20 protein-coding genes are annotated in these 17095 nt (G+C 44.0%); 11 read left to right on the plus strand and 9 right to left on the minus strand.

The window, feature by feature from the left end; all coding sequences use genetic code 11:
• Positions 1 to 29: 29 nt before the first annotated feature.
• The 6 genes from TW84_RS00435 to TW84_RS00460 all read right to left on the minus strand — a co-directional run bounded on the left by TW84_RS00435 (position 30) and on the right by TW84_RS00460 (position 4142).
• Entirely contained in the window at positions 30 to 674 is a 645-nt protein-coding gene (locus TW84_RS00435; RefSeq protein WP_045973593.1) for a two component system response regulator, read from the minus strand.
• A gap of 160 nt (positions 675 to 834) precedes the next feature.
• Positions 835 to 1887 (minus strand): EscU/YscU/HrcU family type III secretion system export apparatus switch protein, encoded by a 1053-nt coding sequence (locus TW84_RS00440; RefSeq protein WP_045973594.1) that lies wholly within the window; start codon positions 1885 to 1887, stop codon positions 835 to 837.
• Between the two features lie 2 nt (positions 1888 to 1889).
• Entirely contained in the window at positions 1890 to 2672 is a 783-nt protein-coding gene (sctT, locus tag TW84_RS00445) for a type III secretion system export apparatus subunit SctT (RefSeq protein ID WP_045973595.1), read from the minus strand.
• A complete protein-coding gene (locus TW84_RS00450) occupies positions 2673 to 2942 on the minus strand; it encodes an EscS/YscS/HrcS family type III secretion system export apparatus protein (RefSeq protein ID WP_045973596.1) in 270 nt (89 codons plus the stop codon).
• Entirely contained in the window at positions 2939 to 3589 is a 651-nt protein-coding gene (gene sctR / locus TW84_RS00455) for a type III secretion system export apparatus subunit SctR (protein WP_045973597.1), read from the minus strand. Before sctR ends, TW84_RS00450 begins: the two co-directional genes overlap by 4 nt.
• Before the next feature lie 190 nt (positions 3590 to 3779).
• Positions 3780 to 4142 (minus strand): hypothetical protein, encoded by a 363-nt coding sequence (locus TW84_RS00460; RefSeq protein WP_045973598.1) that lies wholly within the window; start codon positions 4140 to 4142, stop codon positions 3780 to 3782.
• Positions 4143 to 4400: 258 nt separating this feature from the next.
• Here TW84_RS00460 and ccoN point away from each other — a divergent pair, with 258 nt between their 5' ends.
• From ccoN to ttcA, 11 genes are all read left to right on the plus strand, one after another.
• Positions 4401 to 5828, plus strand: a complete 1428-nt coding sequence (gene ccoN / locus TW84_RS00465) for a cytochrome-c oxidase, cbb3-type subunit I (RefSeq protein ID WP_045973599.1) — start codon at positions 4401 to 4403, stop codon at positions 5826 to 5828.
• Positions 5829 to 5841: 13 nt separating this feature from the next.
• Complete coding sequence (gene ccoO, locus TW84_RS00470; protein WP_045973601.1) at positions 5842 to 6462, plus strand: cytochrome-c oxidase, cbb3-type subunit II; 621 nt, start codon at positions 5842 to 5844, stop codon at positions 6460 to 6462.
• A gap of 15 nt (positions 6463 to 6477) precedes the next feature.
• Positions 6478 to 6654, plus strand: coding sequence for a CcoQ/FixQ family Cbb3-type cytochrome c oxidase assembly chaperone (locus tag TW84_RS00475; RefSeq protein ID WP_045973605.1), 177 nt, complete (start codon positions 6478 to 6480; stop codon positions 6652 to 6654).
• Positions 6651 to 7631: a cytochrome-c oxidase, cbb3-type subunit III gene (gene ccoP, locus TW84_RS00480; protein ID WP_045973607.1), complete on the plus strand. Its 981-nt coding sequence runs from the start codon at positions 6651 to 6653 to the stop codon at positions 7629 to 7631. The genes TW84_RS00475 and ccoP overlap by 4 nt, the downstream gene beginning before the upstream one ends.
• A gap of 87 nt (positions 7632 to 7718) precedes the next feature.
• Positions 7719 to 8198 (plus strand): FixH family protein, encoded by a 480-nt coding sequence (locus TW84_RS00485; RefSeq protein WP_045973608.1) that lies wholly within the window; start codon positions 7719 to 7721, stop codon positions 8196 to 8198.
• A gap of 9 nt (positions 8199 to 8207) precedes the next feature.
• Positions 8208 to 10580, plus strand: coding sequence for a heavy metal translocating P-type ATPase (locus TW84_RS00490; protein ID WP_045973610.1), 2373 nt, complete (start codon positions 8208 to 8210; stop codon positions 10578 to 10580).
• A 1-nt stretch (position 10581) separates the two neighbouring features.
• Complete coding sequence (ccoS, locus tag TW84_RS00495) at positions 10582 to 10746, plus strand: cbb3-type cytochrome oxidase assembly protein CcoS (protein ID WP_006962265.1); 165 nt, start codon at positions 10582 to 10584, stop codon at positions 10744 to 10746.
• Complete coding sequence (locus tag TW84_RS00500; protein ID WP_045973613.1) at positions 10743 to 11414, plus strand: sulfite exporter TauE/SafE family protein; 672 nt, start codon at positions 10743 to 10745, stop codon at positions 11412 to 11414. The genes ccoS and TW84_RS00500 overlap by 4 nt, the downstream gene beginning before the upstream one ends.
• A 91-nt stretch (positions 11415 to 11505) precedes the next feature.
• Entirely contained in the window at positions 11506 to 12255 is a 750-nt protein-coding gene (locus TW84_RS00505; RefSeq protein ID WP_045973615.1) for an FNR family transcription factor, read from the plus strand.
• 129 nt (positions 12256 to 12384) lie between these two features.
• Positions 12385 to 13332, plus strand: coding sequence for a universal stress protein UspE (uspE, locus tag TW84_RS00510; protein ID WP_045973617.1), 948 nt, complete (start codon positions 12385 to 12387; stop codon positions 13330 to 13332).
• A 138-nt stretch (positions 13333 to 13470) separates the two neighbouring features.
• Positions 13471 to 14403, plus strand: a complete 933-nt coding sequence (gene ttcA / locus TW84_RS00515) for a tRNA 2-thiocytidine(32) synthetase TtcA (protein WP_045973619.1) — start codon at positions 13471 to 13473, stop codon at positions 14401 to 14403.
• 61 nt (positions 14404 to 14464) lie between these two features.
• Here ttcA and TW84_RS00520 read toward each other — a convergent pair whose 3' ends face one another.
• From TW84_RS00520 to TW84_RS00530, 3 genes are read right to left on the minus strand one after another with little or no spacing between them, the layout of a single operon-like run.
• Positions 14465 to 15124 carry a DUF2987 domain-containing protein gene (locus TW84_RS00520; RefSeq protein ID WP_045973621.1) on the minus strand — a complete coding sequence of 220 codons (660 nt, stop codon included), beginning with the start codon at positions 15122 to 15124 and terminating at the stop codon, positions 14465 to 14467.
• 12 nt (positions 15125 to 15136) lie between these two features.
• Entirely contained in the window at positions 15137 to 15979 is an 843-nt protein-coding gene (locus TW84_RS00525; protein WP_045973624.1) for a glucosaminidase domain-containing protein, read from the minus strand.
• Complete coding sequence (locus TW84_RS00530; protein WP_045973626.1) at positions 15972 to 16775, minus strand: DUF2189 domain-containing protein; 804 nt, start codon at positions 16773 to 16775, stop codon at positions 15972 to 15974. The genes TW84_RS00525 and TW84_RS00530 overlap by 8 nt, the downstream gene beginning before the upstream one ends.
• Positions 16776 to 17095: the final 320 nt, after the last annotated feature.

The raw sequence follows: 17095 nt of genomic DNA on the forward strand, positions 1-17095 counted from the left end.
GCATTCGCCGTTTGAATACAGCGGTTAAATTAAATGCCCATTCTATGAGCCCATTTCATCAAATCGGCCACATTGTGAGCATCGAGCTTGCGCATGATGTTCATTCGGTGTGTTTCTACTGTTTTTAGACCAATCAGTAGTACTTCTGCAATGTCACGATTACGTTTGCCTTCGAAGATCAATTTGAGCACCTGTTTCTCACGTGGTGTTAAAACAGGAATATCCCCTTCCTCGACACCGCTCAATGCTTCAATATGTTTAGCATCGAGAGCAGGATCAAGAAAACTCTTGCCTCGAGTAACACTCTTGATCGCCGCAAGTAAGGTGCTTTTCGACCCATTCTTCAACACATAGCCGTTTGAGCCTGCATCTAACGCCTCTCTTGCCTTTCGCTCTTCTTCCGAAGCTGTAAGAACAATAATCATCATATCTGGCCAGCGCTTGCGTAACTGCCTAATCGCCTCAACACCGGACATGCCAGGAAGATTTAGGTCCATGAAGACCATATCTGGCTTCAGCTTGAGACATTCCTCATATACCCCTAACCCATCTGTAACAAAGCCGACCAGCTCTAGATTTGGGTATGGAGAAAGGCAACTTTTTAAACCATCGAATATAAGGTCGTGATCATCCACAACCAAGATTTTTAAATGTGAATACTCGCCAAATGTCATCGTCATTCTCCACGTCAGAAACCGATGCGTATAAGGTTCAATATAACCAAACTGCTACGAATTTATTGTTGTTATTGTTATTCAATCTATCATTCGACGTGAAGTTATCAAGGTTGTTTGTCATTTAAGTGACATAGGTTCTCATAACTCGGGAACTTTTTTAGTCCTCGCCATCATCATAAGACACATTCATTACAACTCGCAGCAACTCTGCTACGGGTTCGAATAGTGATTCAGGGATCACTTGTCCCGACTCTACTTGATGGTACAAAGCACGAGCAAGGGGAATATTTTCAATCAGAGGAATACTATTTTTCTCTGCCATTTCAACTATATGAAGCGCCATATGCTCTTGAGCCTTGTCTAAGACCAAAGGCAATGGTGTTTCATCAGGCTGATAATACAAGCATACGGCAATGTGGGTCGGATTGCGGACAATTACTGTCGATTTCTTCACGTTGGAGGCGAGCGAACCGTTCGCGGTCTCTCTTTGTAATTCGCGACGTTTCTGTTTGACTTCGGGGTTACCTTCGGTTTCTTTATATTCCTGTTTGGTATCTTCTTTCGACATTTTTAGCTGTTTCATAGTCTGGAAATGAACGAATGCGTAGTCACCCGCAGAAAAAACGAGGTAGCAGACAAGAAACGCTCCCCATAGCCATTTGATCAAGGTAAAGATTATATCGACACCGCAATCCACACCACATGTCGGTAAATATTGGAACATATTGACGTGTTGATGCAGGAGATAATAGAAGACCAAGCTGAGAACCAATATCTTGAGCATGTTTTTGCCCAATTCAAACAAGCTTTTCATTGAAAAGATATTCTTGGCATTGTTGATGACATTGACTTTGTTGAAACTTGGCTTAAGGCTTTCTGATGCCCAAACTGGACCTGTTTGAACCATACAGCTAAAAGCGACAGTAATGATCAGAATAAAGACTAATCCAGCAATAAAACGAATTAGAATGTAAACAAACGCAGCCATTACGGTTTCAGCCGCCACTTTAAGCGGTAAATTGATGGAAGTGATTGCGATATCTATCATTTTCCATATCGCTTCCATCATGTTGTGCCCTTCAACAATAAAATAACCAAGAATCACGGCCATCTGAAAGCCAGTGACAATCTCGTTGCTTTTAACAACCTGACCTTTTTTACGAGCATCACGGAGTCGTTTGGGAGTGGGCTTTTCCGTTTTCTCTGCCATGGCTACTCCTTGAGTAGTTGAAACAGTGTTGAGATATTGCTTTCAAATTGATTGATTTGATTGAGGTAATGAGTCAGCGCAAAATGCATACTCACCAAAAGCAAAAAAACCACCAAGATGCTTTTTATTGGCATGGAAAGAAAAAACACATTGAGTTGCTCAACAGAGCGGTTGACCAAACCAAGCGCCACATCGACCATGATCATGACCACCATCGCAGGTAGTGCGAAACTCAAGCACATATCTGACATCATTTGCCACTGTTGGCTGATAAAGGCCAGCAAATCGTCATTAAATGACAAAGCGGAGTCAGGCGGTAAAAAGGTATAGGATTGGTATAGCGCTGCAAGTAAAGCATTAAACCCACCCGAAACCAGAAACAGTACGCTCAGAATTTGTGTGAAGAACATACCGAACACTGAAGACTGAAGCCCCATTAGAGGATTGAGTACCGTTGACATCGATGCCCCACGCATTGTGTCAATAACAAAACCGGCCATATCAATCGCCCAGAATGGAATAGCGGCACAGAAGCCAACAATCAAGCCGATGAGAAGTTCTTCCCCATATATTAATGTGAGTTCTGTCAGAGGCTTGGCCGAAAAATCGACAGGATGCGCTTGCATCATTGGAATAATGGGTAACGCAAACATCAGTACAAGCGTATTGCGAATCAAGCCACTTCCCATCGCCCCACCTTTGAAAAGTGGTAGCATTATCATCATCCCCAGAGGTCTCATCATACAGAGTGCTAACATCGGAATGTATTGCATCAGGGTCGCCATTTAGCCCCCTATATGTCCGATTTGATCGAAAGCCAAGCCAGCGTAGTTGAGTAAAGTGCTCCCCATCCAGTGATAACTCACAGCAAGTGTGATGCACACTGCAACCAACTTAATTAGAAATTGCAAAGACTGGTCTTGTATCTGAGTCAACGCTTGAAACAGACTGACCAAAATACCTACCGCAGATGCAACGACAACCACAGGCAAAGAAAGGATCAGCACCAACCAAAGCAACTCTGAAGTAAAATGTATGATGACCGCTTCATTCATGAGAAAGACCCCATCAGCTGACCAATCAGTCTGTCCCAACCACCCATTAGGATAAAAATGAGTAGTTTGAATGGCAGGGCTATCGTCATTGGTGACACCATCATCATACCCATTGCCAATAGAATGTTGGACACGATCAAGTCGATGGCAACAAATGGAAGATAAAGCAGGAAACCGATTTTGAACGCTTCGATCAATTGACTCATGGCAAAAGCAGGTACCATAACAAGCAGTGAATCTTTGGATAATTCGCTCTGGTATTGCTCCGGCCATATTTTATGCCCAATCTCAGAGAAAAACTGAATCTGGGTATCACTGGTATTGTGGCTGAGAAATTGATGATAAGGCGCAATAATTTGATCACTGATCTGGGAAAAAACGTCGGGAGACGCCCAATCAACGGGGTGTGCAGCTAAGTTATCTTTAATAGCAAGACCGACAGGGGCCATCGTAAACATAGTGAGGATGAGAGCCAAACCATAGATGGCCATATTGGGCGGAATCTGCTGAATACCCAGAGCATTTCGTAACATTGACAACACAATGGAAAGCTTTAAAAAAGAGGTCCCCATAACAGCAAACAACGGCAGTAAAGACATAAAAAACAATACTGCGATCAGTTGAATTGGATTGTCCAGTAAGGCCATAAGCGACTCCCAAGTTTGGTGACATGTAGAGTTTGCGCTAAATCGCCATTGGGTCATATCAGGTCAGGACCTGATATGACGAAAACAAACATTATTCACGGATAAAAAAGCAAGAAAGGTGCTCCAAAACGGTAACGGTTGATATGTTTAGTCGAATGCTTCATCTAAGGTTATACGCCTGTTTTCTGCCTTATAGACGAAACTTAACACCAATAATGTTAGCCTCTTCCAGATCTTGAAGTGTCAGTTCGAAGTCGTCATTTGAAGAAAGCTCAACCTGCCAATTTTCTCCTTTAGATTCGATTTTTAACTGTGGATTTTCGCTAATTAACTGCCAATTTCCCGACGGTCTCTCGACCACAAGTTTTGAGCCTTGCAAAGACGCACTGATAGAACTATTTTTAACATTAAAGGTACAACTTGGTTTCAACTCACATTCGATATTTCCATGCTCATTATGTGTCATTGTTCGCCAAATAAACGCTGCAATTAAAAGGGTTAACATGATGATTATTTGAGCAAAACGGGCGCGTGTGAGTTTTTCGGCTGCCATTCTGTAGGGTTCTCCGTGTAACAAACTTCAAAGTTTTAAAATAAAAGGTCAAAACCTGACCGACTGTAAGGTTACTACCCTGTCATTGAATTGTTAAATGCAGTATAGTTGGCGGCTGAAAATGCCACTTTTTTACTAAAATCGGCAAGAAAGTTTAACCGACTGTTTCGGCATCATTTTCTTTAAGGTTTGGGTGGCATTACGACATGTGTCGTGTTGGAAGTAAAGTGTAGTTAATTAGAAATTGGAAGCATGCAAATGAGCCAAGAAAAGCAGCTTGAACAAAACTACAACTATACGGTCGTCCGTCAGTTCACCCTAGTAACCATTCTATGGGGTATTGTCGGTATGGGCGTTGGTGTTTTGATTGCCGCTCAATTAGTTTGGCCACAGCTAAACTTTGATACGCCGTGGTTGACGTACAGTCGTTTACGTCCCCTGCATACTAATGCGGTTATTTTTGCGTTTGGTACAAGTGCTCTGTTCGCAACGTCTTACTACGTTGTGCAGCGTACCTGTCAAACTCGTTTATTTGGTGGCCCTCTTGTTGCCTTTACCTTTTGGGGGTGGCAAGCAGTCATTTTAGCCGCAGCGATTACTCTACCTTTGGGGATGACCTCAGGTAAAGAATACGCTGAACTGGAATGGCCGATCGATATTGCTATCGCAGTGGTTTGGGTATCTTATGCCATCGTGTTCTTTGGGACTTTGGTCAAGCGTAATACCTCTCACATCTATGTGGCAAACTGGTTCTTCGGAGCCTTCATCATCACAGTGGCAGTTCTTCATATTGTCAACAGCATGGCCATCCCTGTATCAATGAGCAAATCCTACTCGATTTACTCTGGTGCCGTGGACGCTATGGTTCAATGGTGGTACGGACATAACGCAGTAGGTTTCCTACTCACTGCGGGTTTCCTAGGTATGATGTACTACTTTGTTCCTAAGCAAGCTGAACGCCCTGTTTATTCTTACCGTCTGTCTATTGTTCACTTCTGGGCGCTGATCTCACTATACATTTGGGCAGGTCCTCACCACCTCCACTACACTGCGCTTCCTGATTGGACACAGTCTGTCGGTATGGTGATGTCTTTGGTTCTGTTTGCACCTTCTTGGGGTGGTATGATTAACGGTATCATGACGCTATCTGGTGCTTGGCATAAGCTTCGTTATGACCCTATTCTACGCTTCCTAATCGTATCTCTATCTTTCTATGGTATGTCTACGTTTGAAGGTCCAATGATGTCGATTAAGACAGTAAATGCACTGTCTCATTACACTGACTGGACTATCGGCCACGTACACTCTGGTGCACTTGGTTGGGTTGCAATGGTTTCTATCGGTTCTGTCTACCACCTAGTCCCTCGCCTGTTTGGTCAAGAGCGTATGTACTCTGTGAGCATGATCAACGCGCACTTCTGGTTGGCTACAATCGGTACGGTTCTCTACATCGTTGCAATGTGGATCTCTGGTGTAATGCAAGGTCTGATGTGGCGCGCAGTCAACTCTGACGGTACGTTAACTTACAGCTTCGTTGAGTCGGTACAGGCTTCTTACCCATTCTACTTCGTGCGTTTCCTAGGTGGAGCAATCTTCCTAACAGGTATGTTCTTAATGGCATACAACACGTACAAGACTGTATCAGCGCCTAAAGATAGCTTAAAAGCTATCCCACAACCGGCATAAGGAGCTTAAAAGAATGAGTTCTAATTCTAACAATCGCCACGAAATTGTTGAGCGCAATGTCGGTTTGCTTGCGATTCTTATTGTTTTTGCAATTAGCCTGGGGGCTCTTGTAGAGATCACTCCACTTATTTTCCAAAAACAAACCACCGAGCCTGTTGACAATCTACGTCCATACACTGCTCTTGAGATGGAAGGTCGTGACATATACACCCGTGAAGGTTGTAACGTTTGTCATAGCCAGATGGTTCGCCCTTTCCGTTCTGAAACTGAGCGTTACGGTCACTACTCTGTCGCTGGTGAAAGTGTTTGGGAGCACCCATTCCTATGGGGTTCTAAGCGCACAGGTCCTGACCTAGCACGCGTTGGCGGTCGTTACTCTGATGAGTGGCATCGCGTTCACCTAATGGACCCGCGTGAGCTTGTTCCTGAGTCAAACATGCCAGGTTTCCCATGGCTGGCTGACAATGTTCTTGATGGTAAGAACACTCAGAAGAAGCTAACCATCTTCCGCGATCAGTTTGGCGTTCCATACACTGATGAGCAAATCGCAAACGCGTCTAAAGATGTAGAAGGTAAAACTGAGATGGATGCCATCATCGCTTACCTTCAGTCTCTTGGTCACGCAATGAAGTAATAAAGGGGTGAAATTATGGATATCGGTACTATTCATGGTATTTGGACCATAGTGCTTTTCGTGTGCTTTATAGGTGTAGTTTGGTGGGCCTACGGTAAGAGCCGTAAAGCTCGCTTTGATGAAGCTGCGAACCTTGTTTTTGCCGATGAAGAGCAAACGCCCTCAAAAGAACAAGGAGTGACTAAGCAATGACTACATTTTGGAGTCTTTGGATAATCATCATTACAGTCGGTACACTGGTCGGCTGTGCTGCGCTACTTTTTTGGTGCCTTAAAGATAAAATGGGCGTTGAAGAAGGGGCAGATATGGGTCATGAATACGACGGTATTCGTGAGCTAAACAATCCATTGCCTAAATGGTGGACGTATCTGTTCGTAAGTACATTCGTATTTGCGGCCATATACTTCACACTGTATCCGGGCTTGGGTAGTTTCAAAGGCATATTGGGTTGGCAGAGTTCTGATCAACTGGTAACAACGCTCGAGGAATCAAAAGCTTCCATCGCGAGAGCTCAAGAAAACAAACAGCTTGTGCAATACGCAAAAGAGCTAGCTGATGCAGACACTTACTTCGGTGAAGCCTTCAATCGTCTGGCTTATGTGGAAGGTTCTTCTGAACTGCGCCCTATCCCAGAGATTGCTGCTGATCAAGAGGCAATTAAAGTAGGACAACGTTTGTTTCTACAAAACTGCTCGCAGTGTCACGGTTCAGATGCTCGTGGTCAGAAAGGCTTCCCTAATCTGACTGATGACGCATGGCTGTATGGCGGAGAACCTGAAGCTATTGTTACGACCCTAATGCATGGCCGTGTTGGTCAGATGCCAGCATGGAAAGACGCACTAGGCGAACAAGGTGTTAAAGAAGTTGTTAGTTATACGCTGAGCCTTTCTGGACGTTCTGTAAACGCCCGAGAAGCCGAAGCTGGTAAAGCTCGCTTCGTTGTGTGTGCTGCGTGTCATGGTACTGACGGTAAGGGTAACCCTGCTGTTGGTGCACCAGATCTAACCGATAAGGACTGGTTGTTCGGCGGTTCACGCGCAGATGTAACTGAAACAGTAATGAATGGTCGTTCTGGTGTTATGCCAGCATGGAAGGACATACTGGGCGAAGAGAAAATCCAACTGGTTGCCTCTTATGTGTGGAGCCTAAGCAACTCGGATAATAAGTAACATTTCAATAACGGCCCCTTTTGAAGGGGCCGTCTTTCCTTTACATTTAAAGCCCTAATTTATTTAATTTTTATTGAGAACTTTTATATGGAAAAGCCTTGGTATAAGCAGTTTTGGCCGTGGTTTATACTCTCCTTAACAGTAGGAGTGTCTATATTAACTTTGGTTCGAGTTGCAATACTTACCAACCACTCAATTCACTTAGTGACTGAGGACTATTACAAAAAAGGTAAAGGTATTAACGTCGACATCTCTAGAGTCAAAGTAACAAGAGAGTTAGGCCTTGAAGCCACAGTTCGTTCAGAAGGCGATACTGTGCTGATTGAGTTTGATAAAGGCCAGCTAAAGCATTACCCTGCGATCACCGCTATGTTTGCTCACCGTACCCTACCTGACCATGATTTCACGAAGCTGGTTACATCAGACGCCAGTGGTCAATACCGAATTAAGCTTGATAGTGAACTTCAAGGTCCATGGTTTCTTGAGCTAACCCCACACGACGAAAAATGGCTAATCCAAGGCCGTGTAGAATTCCCAACATCGTCAGCAGTCCAACTAACCAATTAAGAAGCGTCTATGTGCAAATCCTGTTATCACTGTGGTGAAGATGTACCAGCCAACACGGATTTCACAGTCGAGATTTTGGGCAAACCACGTGATATGTGCTGCCCAGGCTGTGAGACAGTAGCTCAGACTATCGTCGATAGCGGACTGGTTTCCTACTACCAATATCGAACAGCCCCTGCAGAAAAAGCCGATTTAGTGCCTGAACAACTTCAGGCACTGATTCATTATGACAACGAAGAAGTTCAATCTGAGTTTGTAAGAAGCGCTGAAGACAGAGCCGAAGTTACCTTGTCACTAGAAGGCGTTTCATGTGCCGCGTGTGCATGGTTGATAGAGAAACAAGTTTCCACTCGCACTGGTGTTCTTTCTATCCGAGTCAACACTACGACCAATCGAGCAATTCTAGCATGGGACAAAACTCAAACTAAACTCAGCGAACTGCTCTCTAGCATTCATCAGCTCGGTTACAGAGCGGCACCTTTTGAAGCAGACAAACAAGAAGCAGCTTATCATGAGTCCATGAAGCAATACCTTTATCGACTCGGGATTGCTGGTTTGGCAACCATGCAAGTGATGATGCTGGCCGTCGCACTTTACCTTGAAGTGTTTGGTGACTTGGAGCCTGAATTTAAAAGCTACTTTCGTTGGGTGAGTTTAATCTTCGCAACGCCAGTGATGCTTTACTCTGCCCTTCCATTCTACCTCAACGCATGGCGAAGTATTCGCAGTCGAACACTAGGTATGGATGTGCCCGTCTCGTTGGCGATGATCTTCGCGTACTTTGCCAGTTTGGTAGCAACCGTCACCGAGCAAGGTGAAGTCTTCTTTGAATCCATTTCTATGTTTGCGTTCTTCCTCCTCGTAGGTCGCTTTCTTGAAATGCGTGCTCGACGCAAAGCTGCAGCGGCAAGCGGTAACTTACTCAAACTTATCCCTGCCATTGCAACTAAGCTAGATGGCGATCAGGTTCCTGTTAAAACGCTTAAACTCGGTGACCAAATACGCGTCCTTCCGGGCGAGCATGTTCCTGCAGACGGGAAGATCATCAAAGGGCGAGTCCATATTGATGAGTCCATGTTAACTGGCGAGTCGGTACCGGTGGTCAAGACTGTCGATGACTACGTATATGCAGGGACATTAAATGGTGAAGAGTCGTTCGAGTTAGAGGTGACTTCGACCAAAGCAGATTCGATGATTTCCAACATCGTCCGATTACAGGATGAAGCGCAATTGTCGAAGCCGAAAATTGCTCAAATAGCTGATATTGTCGCTCGCTACTTTGTGGCGATCATCTTAGTAATTGCAGCAGGTACGTGGTTTTTCTGGCACCAGACTAGGCCAGATGACGCATTTTGGATCATGCTTTCAGTCTTAGTGGCTACCTGCCCTTGCGCGTTATCTTTAGCGACACCAACAGCGCTTACTTGTGCTACCTCTCGAATGGGTAATCTAGGCATTCTTTTACGTAAAGGACACGTGTTTGAAACACTCTGTAAGATTAACCACCTTATCGTCGACAAAACTGGAACGCTGACGCACGGCGACATAGTGATCAGCGAAGTAAACACCTTCTCTAATACCTCAAAAGAAGAAGCCCTAGCAATCGCTGCCTCACTAGAATCCCACGCAAACCACCCGATCGCGAGAGCTTTCAAGTCATATCAAAGCTTGGAAGTTCAAGTGAATGATGTTGAAAACATTATTGGCTCTGGCATTCATGGCATTTACCAAGGCCAAAACGTCAAGATCGGCAGTGCAAGATTCATCTTGGGGGAGCAAGCAGAAGCGGAAACTAACTCCGTGTATCTGTCCTTGAATGGCCAACATGTGGCTACCTTCACTTATCAAGATCCAATTCGAGTAGAATCGAAAACATTTATTGAGCGCTTTAAAAAGGCGGGCATCAAGGTCACGTTGCTCACTGGAGACTCCCAATCTAACGCTAACGTTGTCGCTAAAGAGATCGGTATCGAGACAGTAGTTGCAGGCGCAAAACCTCAAGACAAACTGGAGTATCTGCAAAACGTCGATGACAGTGATGTGACCATGATGATTGGAGATGGTATCAATGATGCCCCTACTCTCGCGGGAGCCCATCTTTCTGTCGCGATGGGCGGTGGTGCTGATGTGGCTAAAGCGTCCGCAGATATGGTTCTACTCGGCGATCAATTGGACCGTATTCTTGAAGCTCGTAAGCTCGCTCTGCAAACACGTAAGATTATCCGCGAAAACCTTGCTTGGTCACTTGGCTACAACATTTTGATCTTGCCATTGGCAGTAGCAGGGTTTGTCGCTCCCTATTTTGCAGTTGTTGGTATGTCTGCGAGCTCAATTATTGTAGTATCTAACTCTCTACGCTTGCTCAAAGAACAAGGTAAATAAGATGGAAAGCCTTTATATTCTGATCCCAATTGCTATCGTTTTGGTTTGTGTCGCCATTGCAATCTTCCTCTGGGCGGTAAAAAGCGATCAGTTTGAGGATTTGGAGCGACAGGGTCACAATATTTTGTTCGACGAAGACGAGAAAAACGAGAGCAAGACCAAATGACGCCAGACTGGTTAGGTGCCTTGCTGATCGGTGTCATCGGCGCAGGGCACTGTATGGGGATGTGTGGAGGCATTGCCTCCATGCTTACCATGGGGCAAGCCAACAGCTCGAAGCTAGTCCCTGTCTTCTACAACCTGGGTAGACTAATAAGCTATTCCATCATAGGCGCTATTGTTGGTGGCGCCATCTCTTCCATCGCTGAAGTCAGTACAATGAATAATGCCTTAACTTGGTTAAGGTTAGCTGCCGCAGTGTTTATGATTCTATTGGCTTTTTATATTGGTCGATGGTGGCAAGGGCTACTTTATGTTGAGAAGATAGGCCAGAAACTGTGGAAGTTCATCTCCCCAGCAGGTAAATCCTTACTGCCGTTAAAGTCCCCGCTCCATGCTCTTCCTTTTGGCTTTATCTGGGGTTGGTTACCATGTGGGTTAGTCTATTCAACATTGACTTGGTCTGCGGTGTCGGGGAGCGCGTTAAATGGCGCTCTAATCATGTTAGCATTTGGCGCTGGTACTCTACCTGCTATGCTGCTCATGGGCTTTGGCGCAACCTATTTACATAAGCTGCAACAGTCGTCAATATTTCGTAACTTCGGGGCATTATTGATCTTATCTTACGGGATCTACACGGCTTACGGTGCGGTAATCATATTATCATTAACATGATATACCCCTGTTTTTCTGCGGCTTTTTTAGCTACCCTTTCGCATTAATGAGTGCTAAAATATTGATGTATATCAAATCGTGAAAGGTTGTTATGATTTCTGAAAAGCCTGCAACAAAACGCGTCCAATCCGGCGGATGCGCTATTCACTGTCAAGACTGTAGTATCAGCCAATTGTGTATTCCGTTTACACTGAATGAGTCTGAACTTGACCAATTAGATCAGATTATTGAACGCAAAAAGCCAATCCAAAAAGGACAAGAGCTTTTTAAAGCGGGCGATGATCTTAAGTCTTTATACGCGATTCGTTCTGGCACAATCAAAAGCTACACCATCACAGAACAAGGTGACGAGCAAATTACCGCTTTCCACTTAGCTGGCGACTTGGTTGGTTTTGACGCCATTACAGGCGACCTGCATCCAAGTTTTGCACAAGCACTTGAAACATCAATGGTTTGTGAAATCCCCTACGAAACCTTAGATGACCTTTCGGGTAAAATGCCCAAACTTCGCCAGCAAATCATGCGTTTGATGAGTAACGAAATTAAAGGCGACCAAGAAATGATCCTTCTGCTATCTAAGAAAAATGCAGAAGAACGCTTGGCAGCATTTCTATACAACTTGTCCACGCGATTCTCTCAACGTGGTTTCAGCCCTCGTGAGTTTCGTTTGACTATGACGCGCGGCGATATCGGTAACTATTTGGGTCTAACGGTTGAGACAATTTCCCGTTTGCTAGGTCGTTTCCAGAAATCAGAAATTCTCAGTGTTAAGGGCAAATACATCACGATTCTTGATCATGATACCCTTATGGAGTTGGCTGGCGTTTCAACAGAATCTTAATAACTTCAATGACGTAGCTCAAAACTGAGCTGCGTCATACTTTTCTCACCTTCCTTACTGTTTTTCTAAAAATCTTCATCTAGCTAGGCTACATTAATCATATAACTCTCCCACTCCTAAGGAGTTACTATGAGTATCTACAACAAAATACTAGTTGTTGCTGACATTAATAAAGATGAACAACCCGCTTTAGCCCGTGCCATGCAGCTTGCTGCGAAAAGCCGTTCTCGTAGCCATGTGACGTTCTTCTTATCCATCTACGACTTTTCTTATGACATGACCTCAATGCTGTCTATCGATGAGCGTGACGCAATGCGACGTGGCGTCATTGGTCAGCGTGAGCAATGGATGCAAAACGTGGCTAAACCCTACACTAATGCAGACATCGATTTTGAAGTAAAAGTCGTGTGGCACAATCGCCCCTATGAAGCTATCGTCGCTGAGACATTCGCAGGTAGCCATGACATCGTAATCAAAGGTACGCGTAAGCACGATGTTCTAGAATCAGTGATTTTCACGCCAACGGACTGGCATTTACTGCGTAAATGTCCTTGCCCTGTATTACTGGTGAAAAATGCAGATTGGCCTGAAGATGCCAGTATTCTCGCCTCTGTCCATGTGGGCTCTGAAAATGACACGCACTTAGGCTTAAATGACAGCATGGTCGAACAGCTTAAGAGCCTCACCGAACGCCTAGGTGCCCAACCCTATCTAGTTAACGCCTACCCTGTGACCCCTGCTAACATTACAATCGAACTGCCAGAGTTCGATCCAACAACTTACAGCGATGCGGTACGTGGCCACCACCTAACTGCGATGAAAGCGCTGCGCCAAAAGCATGGTTACGACGAGCAGCAAACCATTGTTGAACAAGGTTTGCCTGAAGATGTCATTCCTGAATCTGCTGAAAAGCTTAATGCCGCAATGGTTATCGTCGGAACAACCGGCCGAACAGGTTTATCTGCCGTGTTTATCGGTAATACTGCAGAGCATGTCATTGATAAGATCAACTGTGACGTTCTGGCGCTGAAACCTAAAGGCTATATTAGCCCGCTAGACCCTAAAACAGCAGTTTAGAATTAAAATATCAAATCCCCTCAAGACTACTTGAGGGGATTTTTTATAGCGTTCTATTATTAGAACTGGCATCTAATTCATTTATCCGTATCATACCCACTTCATTTTGGTTTCATGATTGATTAAGACTGCAAGCGAATGACTGAGCAAACTCAAGAGCTAACAAAAGCTCAACAATACAATTTCAACAAGTTACAAAAGCGTATTCGTCGGAATACAGGCCAAGCGATTCAGGACTTCAATATGATTGAAGAAGGCGATCGCATTATGGTGTGTTTGTCAGGCGGTAAAGATAGCTTTACTATGCTTGATATTCTGATGAGTTTGCAAAAGAGCGCGCCAATTGACTTCTCGTTAATTGCAGTGAACTTAGACCAAAAACAACCGGGCTTTCCGGGCCATATTCTTCCTGGATACCTAGAATCTTTAGGTGTTGAATACAAAATTGTAGAGGAAGACACTTACTCAATTGTTCAGGACAAGATCCCTGAAGGTAAGACAACTTGTTCTCTATGTTCTCGCCTGCGTCGCGGCATTCTATACCGTACCGCGAACGAACTAGGTGCAACTAAGATTGCTCTAGGTCACCACCGTGACGATATTTTAGAAACACTGTTTCTAAACATGTTCCACGGCGGAAAGATGAAAGGCATGCCACCTAAGTTGGTATCTGACAACGGTGAACATGTGGTTATTCGCCCACTGGCTTACTGTCGTGAGAAGGACATCATTAAATTCTCTGACATGCGTAGTTACCCTATCATTCCATGTAACCTTTGTGGCTCTCAGCCAAACTTGCAACGTCAAAATATCAAACATATGCTGAACGACTGGGACAAGCGCTTCCCAGGCCGCATTGAAAGCATGTTCCGTGCAATGCAAAACGTTGTTCCAAGTCACTTAGCAGACCATGAGCTTTTTGATTTTAAATCGATCGACAAAGACTCAGGTGTTATTAACGGTGGCGACATCGGTTTCGACAAAGAAGAAATGCCAAAGCAGCCTATTGTTGATGAAGATAGGGTTCAGGAATTTGATCCTAGCTTACAACTTGATGTCACCAACATCTAAATGCATTTAGAATTAAAAAAGGGTCGCAGCAGCGACCCTTTTTGTATAAACACCCAGCGGATCAGTTAGCTTTGGATAGATAAGGCAAAACACGCGCTGTTTCTTGAGGTAATGTCATAGTACCGCCTTCACCAATTTCCGATAAAGCGATCTGTACTTTACCATTCACGATCGGCTTACTAGAGCCATTAGAGAACTCCACTCTTGAATTCAGTTTGTTAGCGAACTCAAGCGTCACTCCATCTACATCTGGGGTAAACCAGCTGGAAAACATCCCACCTAAGTCTTCAAGCATAGCCTGCATCTGCGGCATCAACTTCTCTACGTCTGCGTAGGCAATCTCACCGTTAAATGGCTCTTTCGTCATCACAACCATTGAAAAGTCACATCGTTGATCCATTGGCGTTTGCACGAAAACCAGTGGGTTAGCTGATTTTAGGTTGTTGTCGAGTGGAACAAGCAATTCATGGTACGGCGAAGATTTAAGCTCTTCATAATGTTCTTCTTTCTCCATCCATGCTTTCTCAATAACACAGTTTTGCTTTGTATCGGCATTAAGGAAGAATAAGCCAACTTTAACATCTTGATGCCCTTCTTTCGCATTTTGCTTCATATGAGTGAAGAGCTTTGAATAGGTAAACATGTATTCTTGAGCAGAGACAGGTAACGCCGCAATAGATGTAACAGCAGCAGTTAAAAGAGCTAACGATAATTTTTTCATTGAGTGTAATACTTATTGTTTAGTAAAGGTGTCTTCCCAGAACGCTTGATTGTGCCTGATCATCATTTGCAAGTCCTTGACGTATGCCTCACCGCGCTCAGAGTATTTCAACAACCCATTGGTCAAGGCAATCGCTGCATTGATATCTGTCAGGCTCTCTCCCCTCAGGTGGCGTTGATAGCGAATTTCTCGCAATTCTTCGTAAGCTCGATTTCGGTTAACGTTCATAAAGTAGCCCTGTATCGATTGCTGTACCGAACTGAATTTTTCCACCTCATGTGTCATGCCCTCTCCGCGTTGTAGCGGAACGAGGCCACAACCGGAGCTATAGCACCATTGGCCGAAATAATTGTTCGCTTGAGTGGCAAATCGCGATGTTCCCCAAGCGGACTCATTGGCACCCTGCACTAAGACTAACGCTTCTGGAATGACATCGATACGATGAAACATTTGATCAAGCCACTGCTGGCTAATCCCATTAGAATCCAAGTCGACGTTATAAAGCTTTCCTAATTGCTTCGCATAACTTTCGTCATCATTGGAAAGCCGATCTGCTTGGAAGTTAACTTGTATCTTGTCCAATCGACTTCGTTCGTTAAGAATACGTTGATTTTCAAATGCGATACCTGGGCGCAGATAGTCGAAAAAGGCTTGTTTTTTTGCTGTTACATTGGTGATGGCTGAAAAGTCAGGGGCTTGACCTACAGAGTGACCATCAAACGATATAGATTGTTCTGTCGTCTGGGCCTGCTTTCTGCGTTCACGTTCCTGAGCTTCATTTTTCTCATAGCTATAAAAGCTGCAGCTGGCGATTAAGCCAGCTGCAGCGATAGCAAGGAATTCACTTTTACGCATTGAACACTTGTGAATCGTCGTCATTGTCATCCTCATCTTTAGGCCTGTCCGTTGCGACAACCTTGAGTTTGATACCGAACATATTGCGATAGATAATACCCTTCACATGGAAGAAGAACGGTAAAACAAAGATTAAACCTAGACCATAGAACATGGCTCCTGCCACAAACATTAACATAACCAATGAATAGATCCCTGCCAAAACAAAAATCTTTTTATTCACCGCACGTAAAGACAGTAATAAAGATTGCATTGGTGGGATCTGCTTCTCACATATGAGAAGGATAGAATTGCTAAATGCAAGAGACAAATACATAGAAAGAAATGGCAGGATCATGCCTGCAATTCCTTGAAGCAATAAGCTAAACAAGGTCGCTAAAATAACAGGCACCGTATATTGGAGCCCTTTACCAATATGACGAGGCTTTGTTGATAAGCCAGCAACATGACTCATTGCCATTAAGCTGATACCCGCATAAATAGGTGCACTCACTACTTCATAACTGAAGTTTGCAATAAATATCGCCTGAATGATTCTTGGATCAATGCCTTCAGGGTTTGTCACTGCATCAAGAATGATTGAAGGGTCACCCAGTTGCAGTTTTACCGCAACATAGAAAATCGCGAGTTGAACAAAAATCAAAATGATAATAGCGGGAGAAAACGACAAGAAGTTTTTGATCGTATGACCCCACGCCTCTCTGAAAACTTCCCCAGCTTTTAATTCGTAGTTACCAGAAAGCGCACGTTCGACACTTCCACCTAAATTGAAATCTTTTTCAATATCATTATTCATTATTGAATCCGGTGCTTAATGAATCTTTCACTAAGCTAACTTGTTGATTAAGAGTTATGTTTCGATATTCCGACATTATACTGAATCCTTTCCAAGTCCAAAATCGATTCACGCTCATCCGCTTGCTTTATTGCCTATATGGTTGATAATTGACCATTAAACGCGCAAGTAAAGCCAAAATTTGACTTCGATTTTCTAAGTTTGATGCATTAAATTTGTCTAAAAACAGTATGGTAAGGAATGTTTACTTTTACCTGCAAAATTTTTTGTGTTTCAAGGTAAGAAAATGCTTTGATTTCACACTTTTGGTGATTATGATG

Source organism: Vibrio neptunius (genome assembly GCF_000967495.1).
Classification (GTDB): domain Bacteria; phylum Pseudomonadota; class Gammaproteobacteria; order Enterobacterales; family Vibrionaceae; genus Vibrio; species Vibrio neptunius.

Bases quoted from the DNA above. Each gene is read 5' to 3' on its own strand.
- TW84_RS00435 (WP_045973593.1), bottom strand. From the start codon at position 674: ATGACATTTGGCGAGTATTCACATTTAAAAATCTTGGTTGTGGATGAT.
- TW84_RS00440 (WP_045973594.1), bottom strand. From the start codon at position 1,887: ATGGCAGAGAAAACGGAAAAGCCCACTCCCAAACGACTCCGTGATGCT.
- sctT (WP_045973595.1), bottom strand. From the start codon at position 2,672: ATGGCGACCCTGATGCAATACATTCCGATGTTAGCACTCTGTATGATG.
- TW84_RS00450 (WP_045973596.1), bottom strand. From the start codon at position 2,942: ATGAATGAAGCGGTCATCATACATTTTACTTCAGAGTTGCTTTGGTTG.
- sctR (WP_045973597.1), bottom strand. From the start codon at position 3,589: ATGGCCTTACTGGACAATCCAATTCAACTGATCGCAGTATTGTTTTTT.
- TW84_RS00460 (WP_045973598.1), bottom strand. From the start codon at position 4,142: ATGGCAGCCGAAAAACTCACACGCGCCCGTTTTGCTCAAATAATCATC.
- ccoN (WP_045973599.1), top strand. From the start codon at position 4,401: ATGAGCCAAGAAAAGCAGCTTGAACAAAACTACAACTATACGGTCGTC.
- ccoO (WP_045973601.1), top strand. From the start codon at position 5,842: ATGAGTTCTAATTCTAACAATCGCCACGAAATTGTTGAGCGCAATGTC.
- TW84_RS00475 (WP_045973605.1), top strand. From the start codon at position 6,478: ATGGATATCGGTACTATTCATGGTATTTGGACCATAGTGCTTTTCGTG.
- ccoP (WP_045973607.1), top strand. From the start codon at position 6,651: ATGACTACATTTTGGAGTCTTTGGATAATCATCATTACAGTCGGTACA.
- TW84_RS00485 (WP_045973608.1), top strand. From the start codon at position 7,719: ATGGAAAAGCCTTGGTATAAGCAGTTTTGGCCGTGGTTTATACTCTCC.
- TW84_RS00490 (WP_045973610.1), top strand. From the start codon at position 8,208: ATGTGCAAATCCTGTTATCACTGTGGTGAAGATGTACCAGCCAACACG.
- ccoS (WP_006962265.1), top strand. From the start codon at position 10,582: ATGGAAAGCCTTTATATTCTGATCCCAATTGCTATCGTTTTGGTTTGT.
- TW84_RS00500 (WP_045973613.1), top strand. From the start codon at position 10,743: ATGACGCCAGACTGGTTAGGTGCCTTGCTGATCGGTGTCATCGGCGCA.
- TW84_RS00505 (WP_045973615.1), top strand. From the start codon at position 11,506: ATGATTTCTGAAAAGCCTGCAACAAAACGCGTCCAATCCGGCGGATGC.
- uspE (WP_045973617.1), top strand. From the start codon at position 12,385: ATGAGTATCTACAACAAAATACTAGTTGTTGCTGACATTAATAAAGAT.
- ttcA (WP_045973619.1), top strand. From the start codon at position 13,471: ATGACTGAGCAAACTCAAGAGCTAACAAAAGCTCAACAATACAATTTC.
- TW84_RS00520 (WP_045973621.1), bottom strand. From the start codon at position 15,124: ATGAAAAAATTATCGTTAGCTCTTTTAACTGCTGCTGTTACATCTATT.
- TW84_RS00525 (WP_045973624.1), bottom strand. From the start codon at position 15,979: ATGCGTAAAAGTGAATTCCTTGCTATCGCTGCAGCTGGCTTAATCGCC.
- TW84_RS00530 (WP_045973626.1), bottom strand. From the start codon at position 16,775: ATGAATAATGATATTGAAAAAGATTTCAATTTAGGTGGAAGTGTCGAA.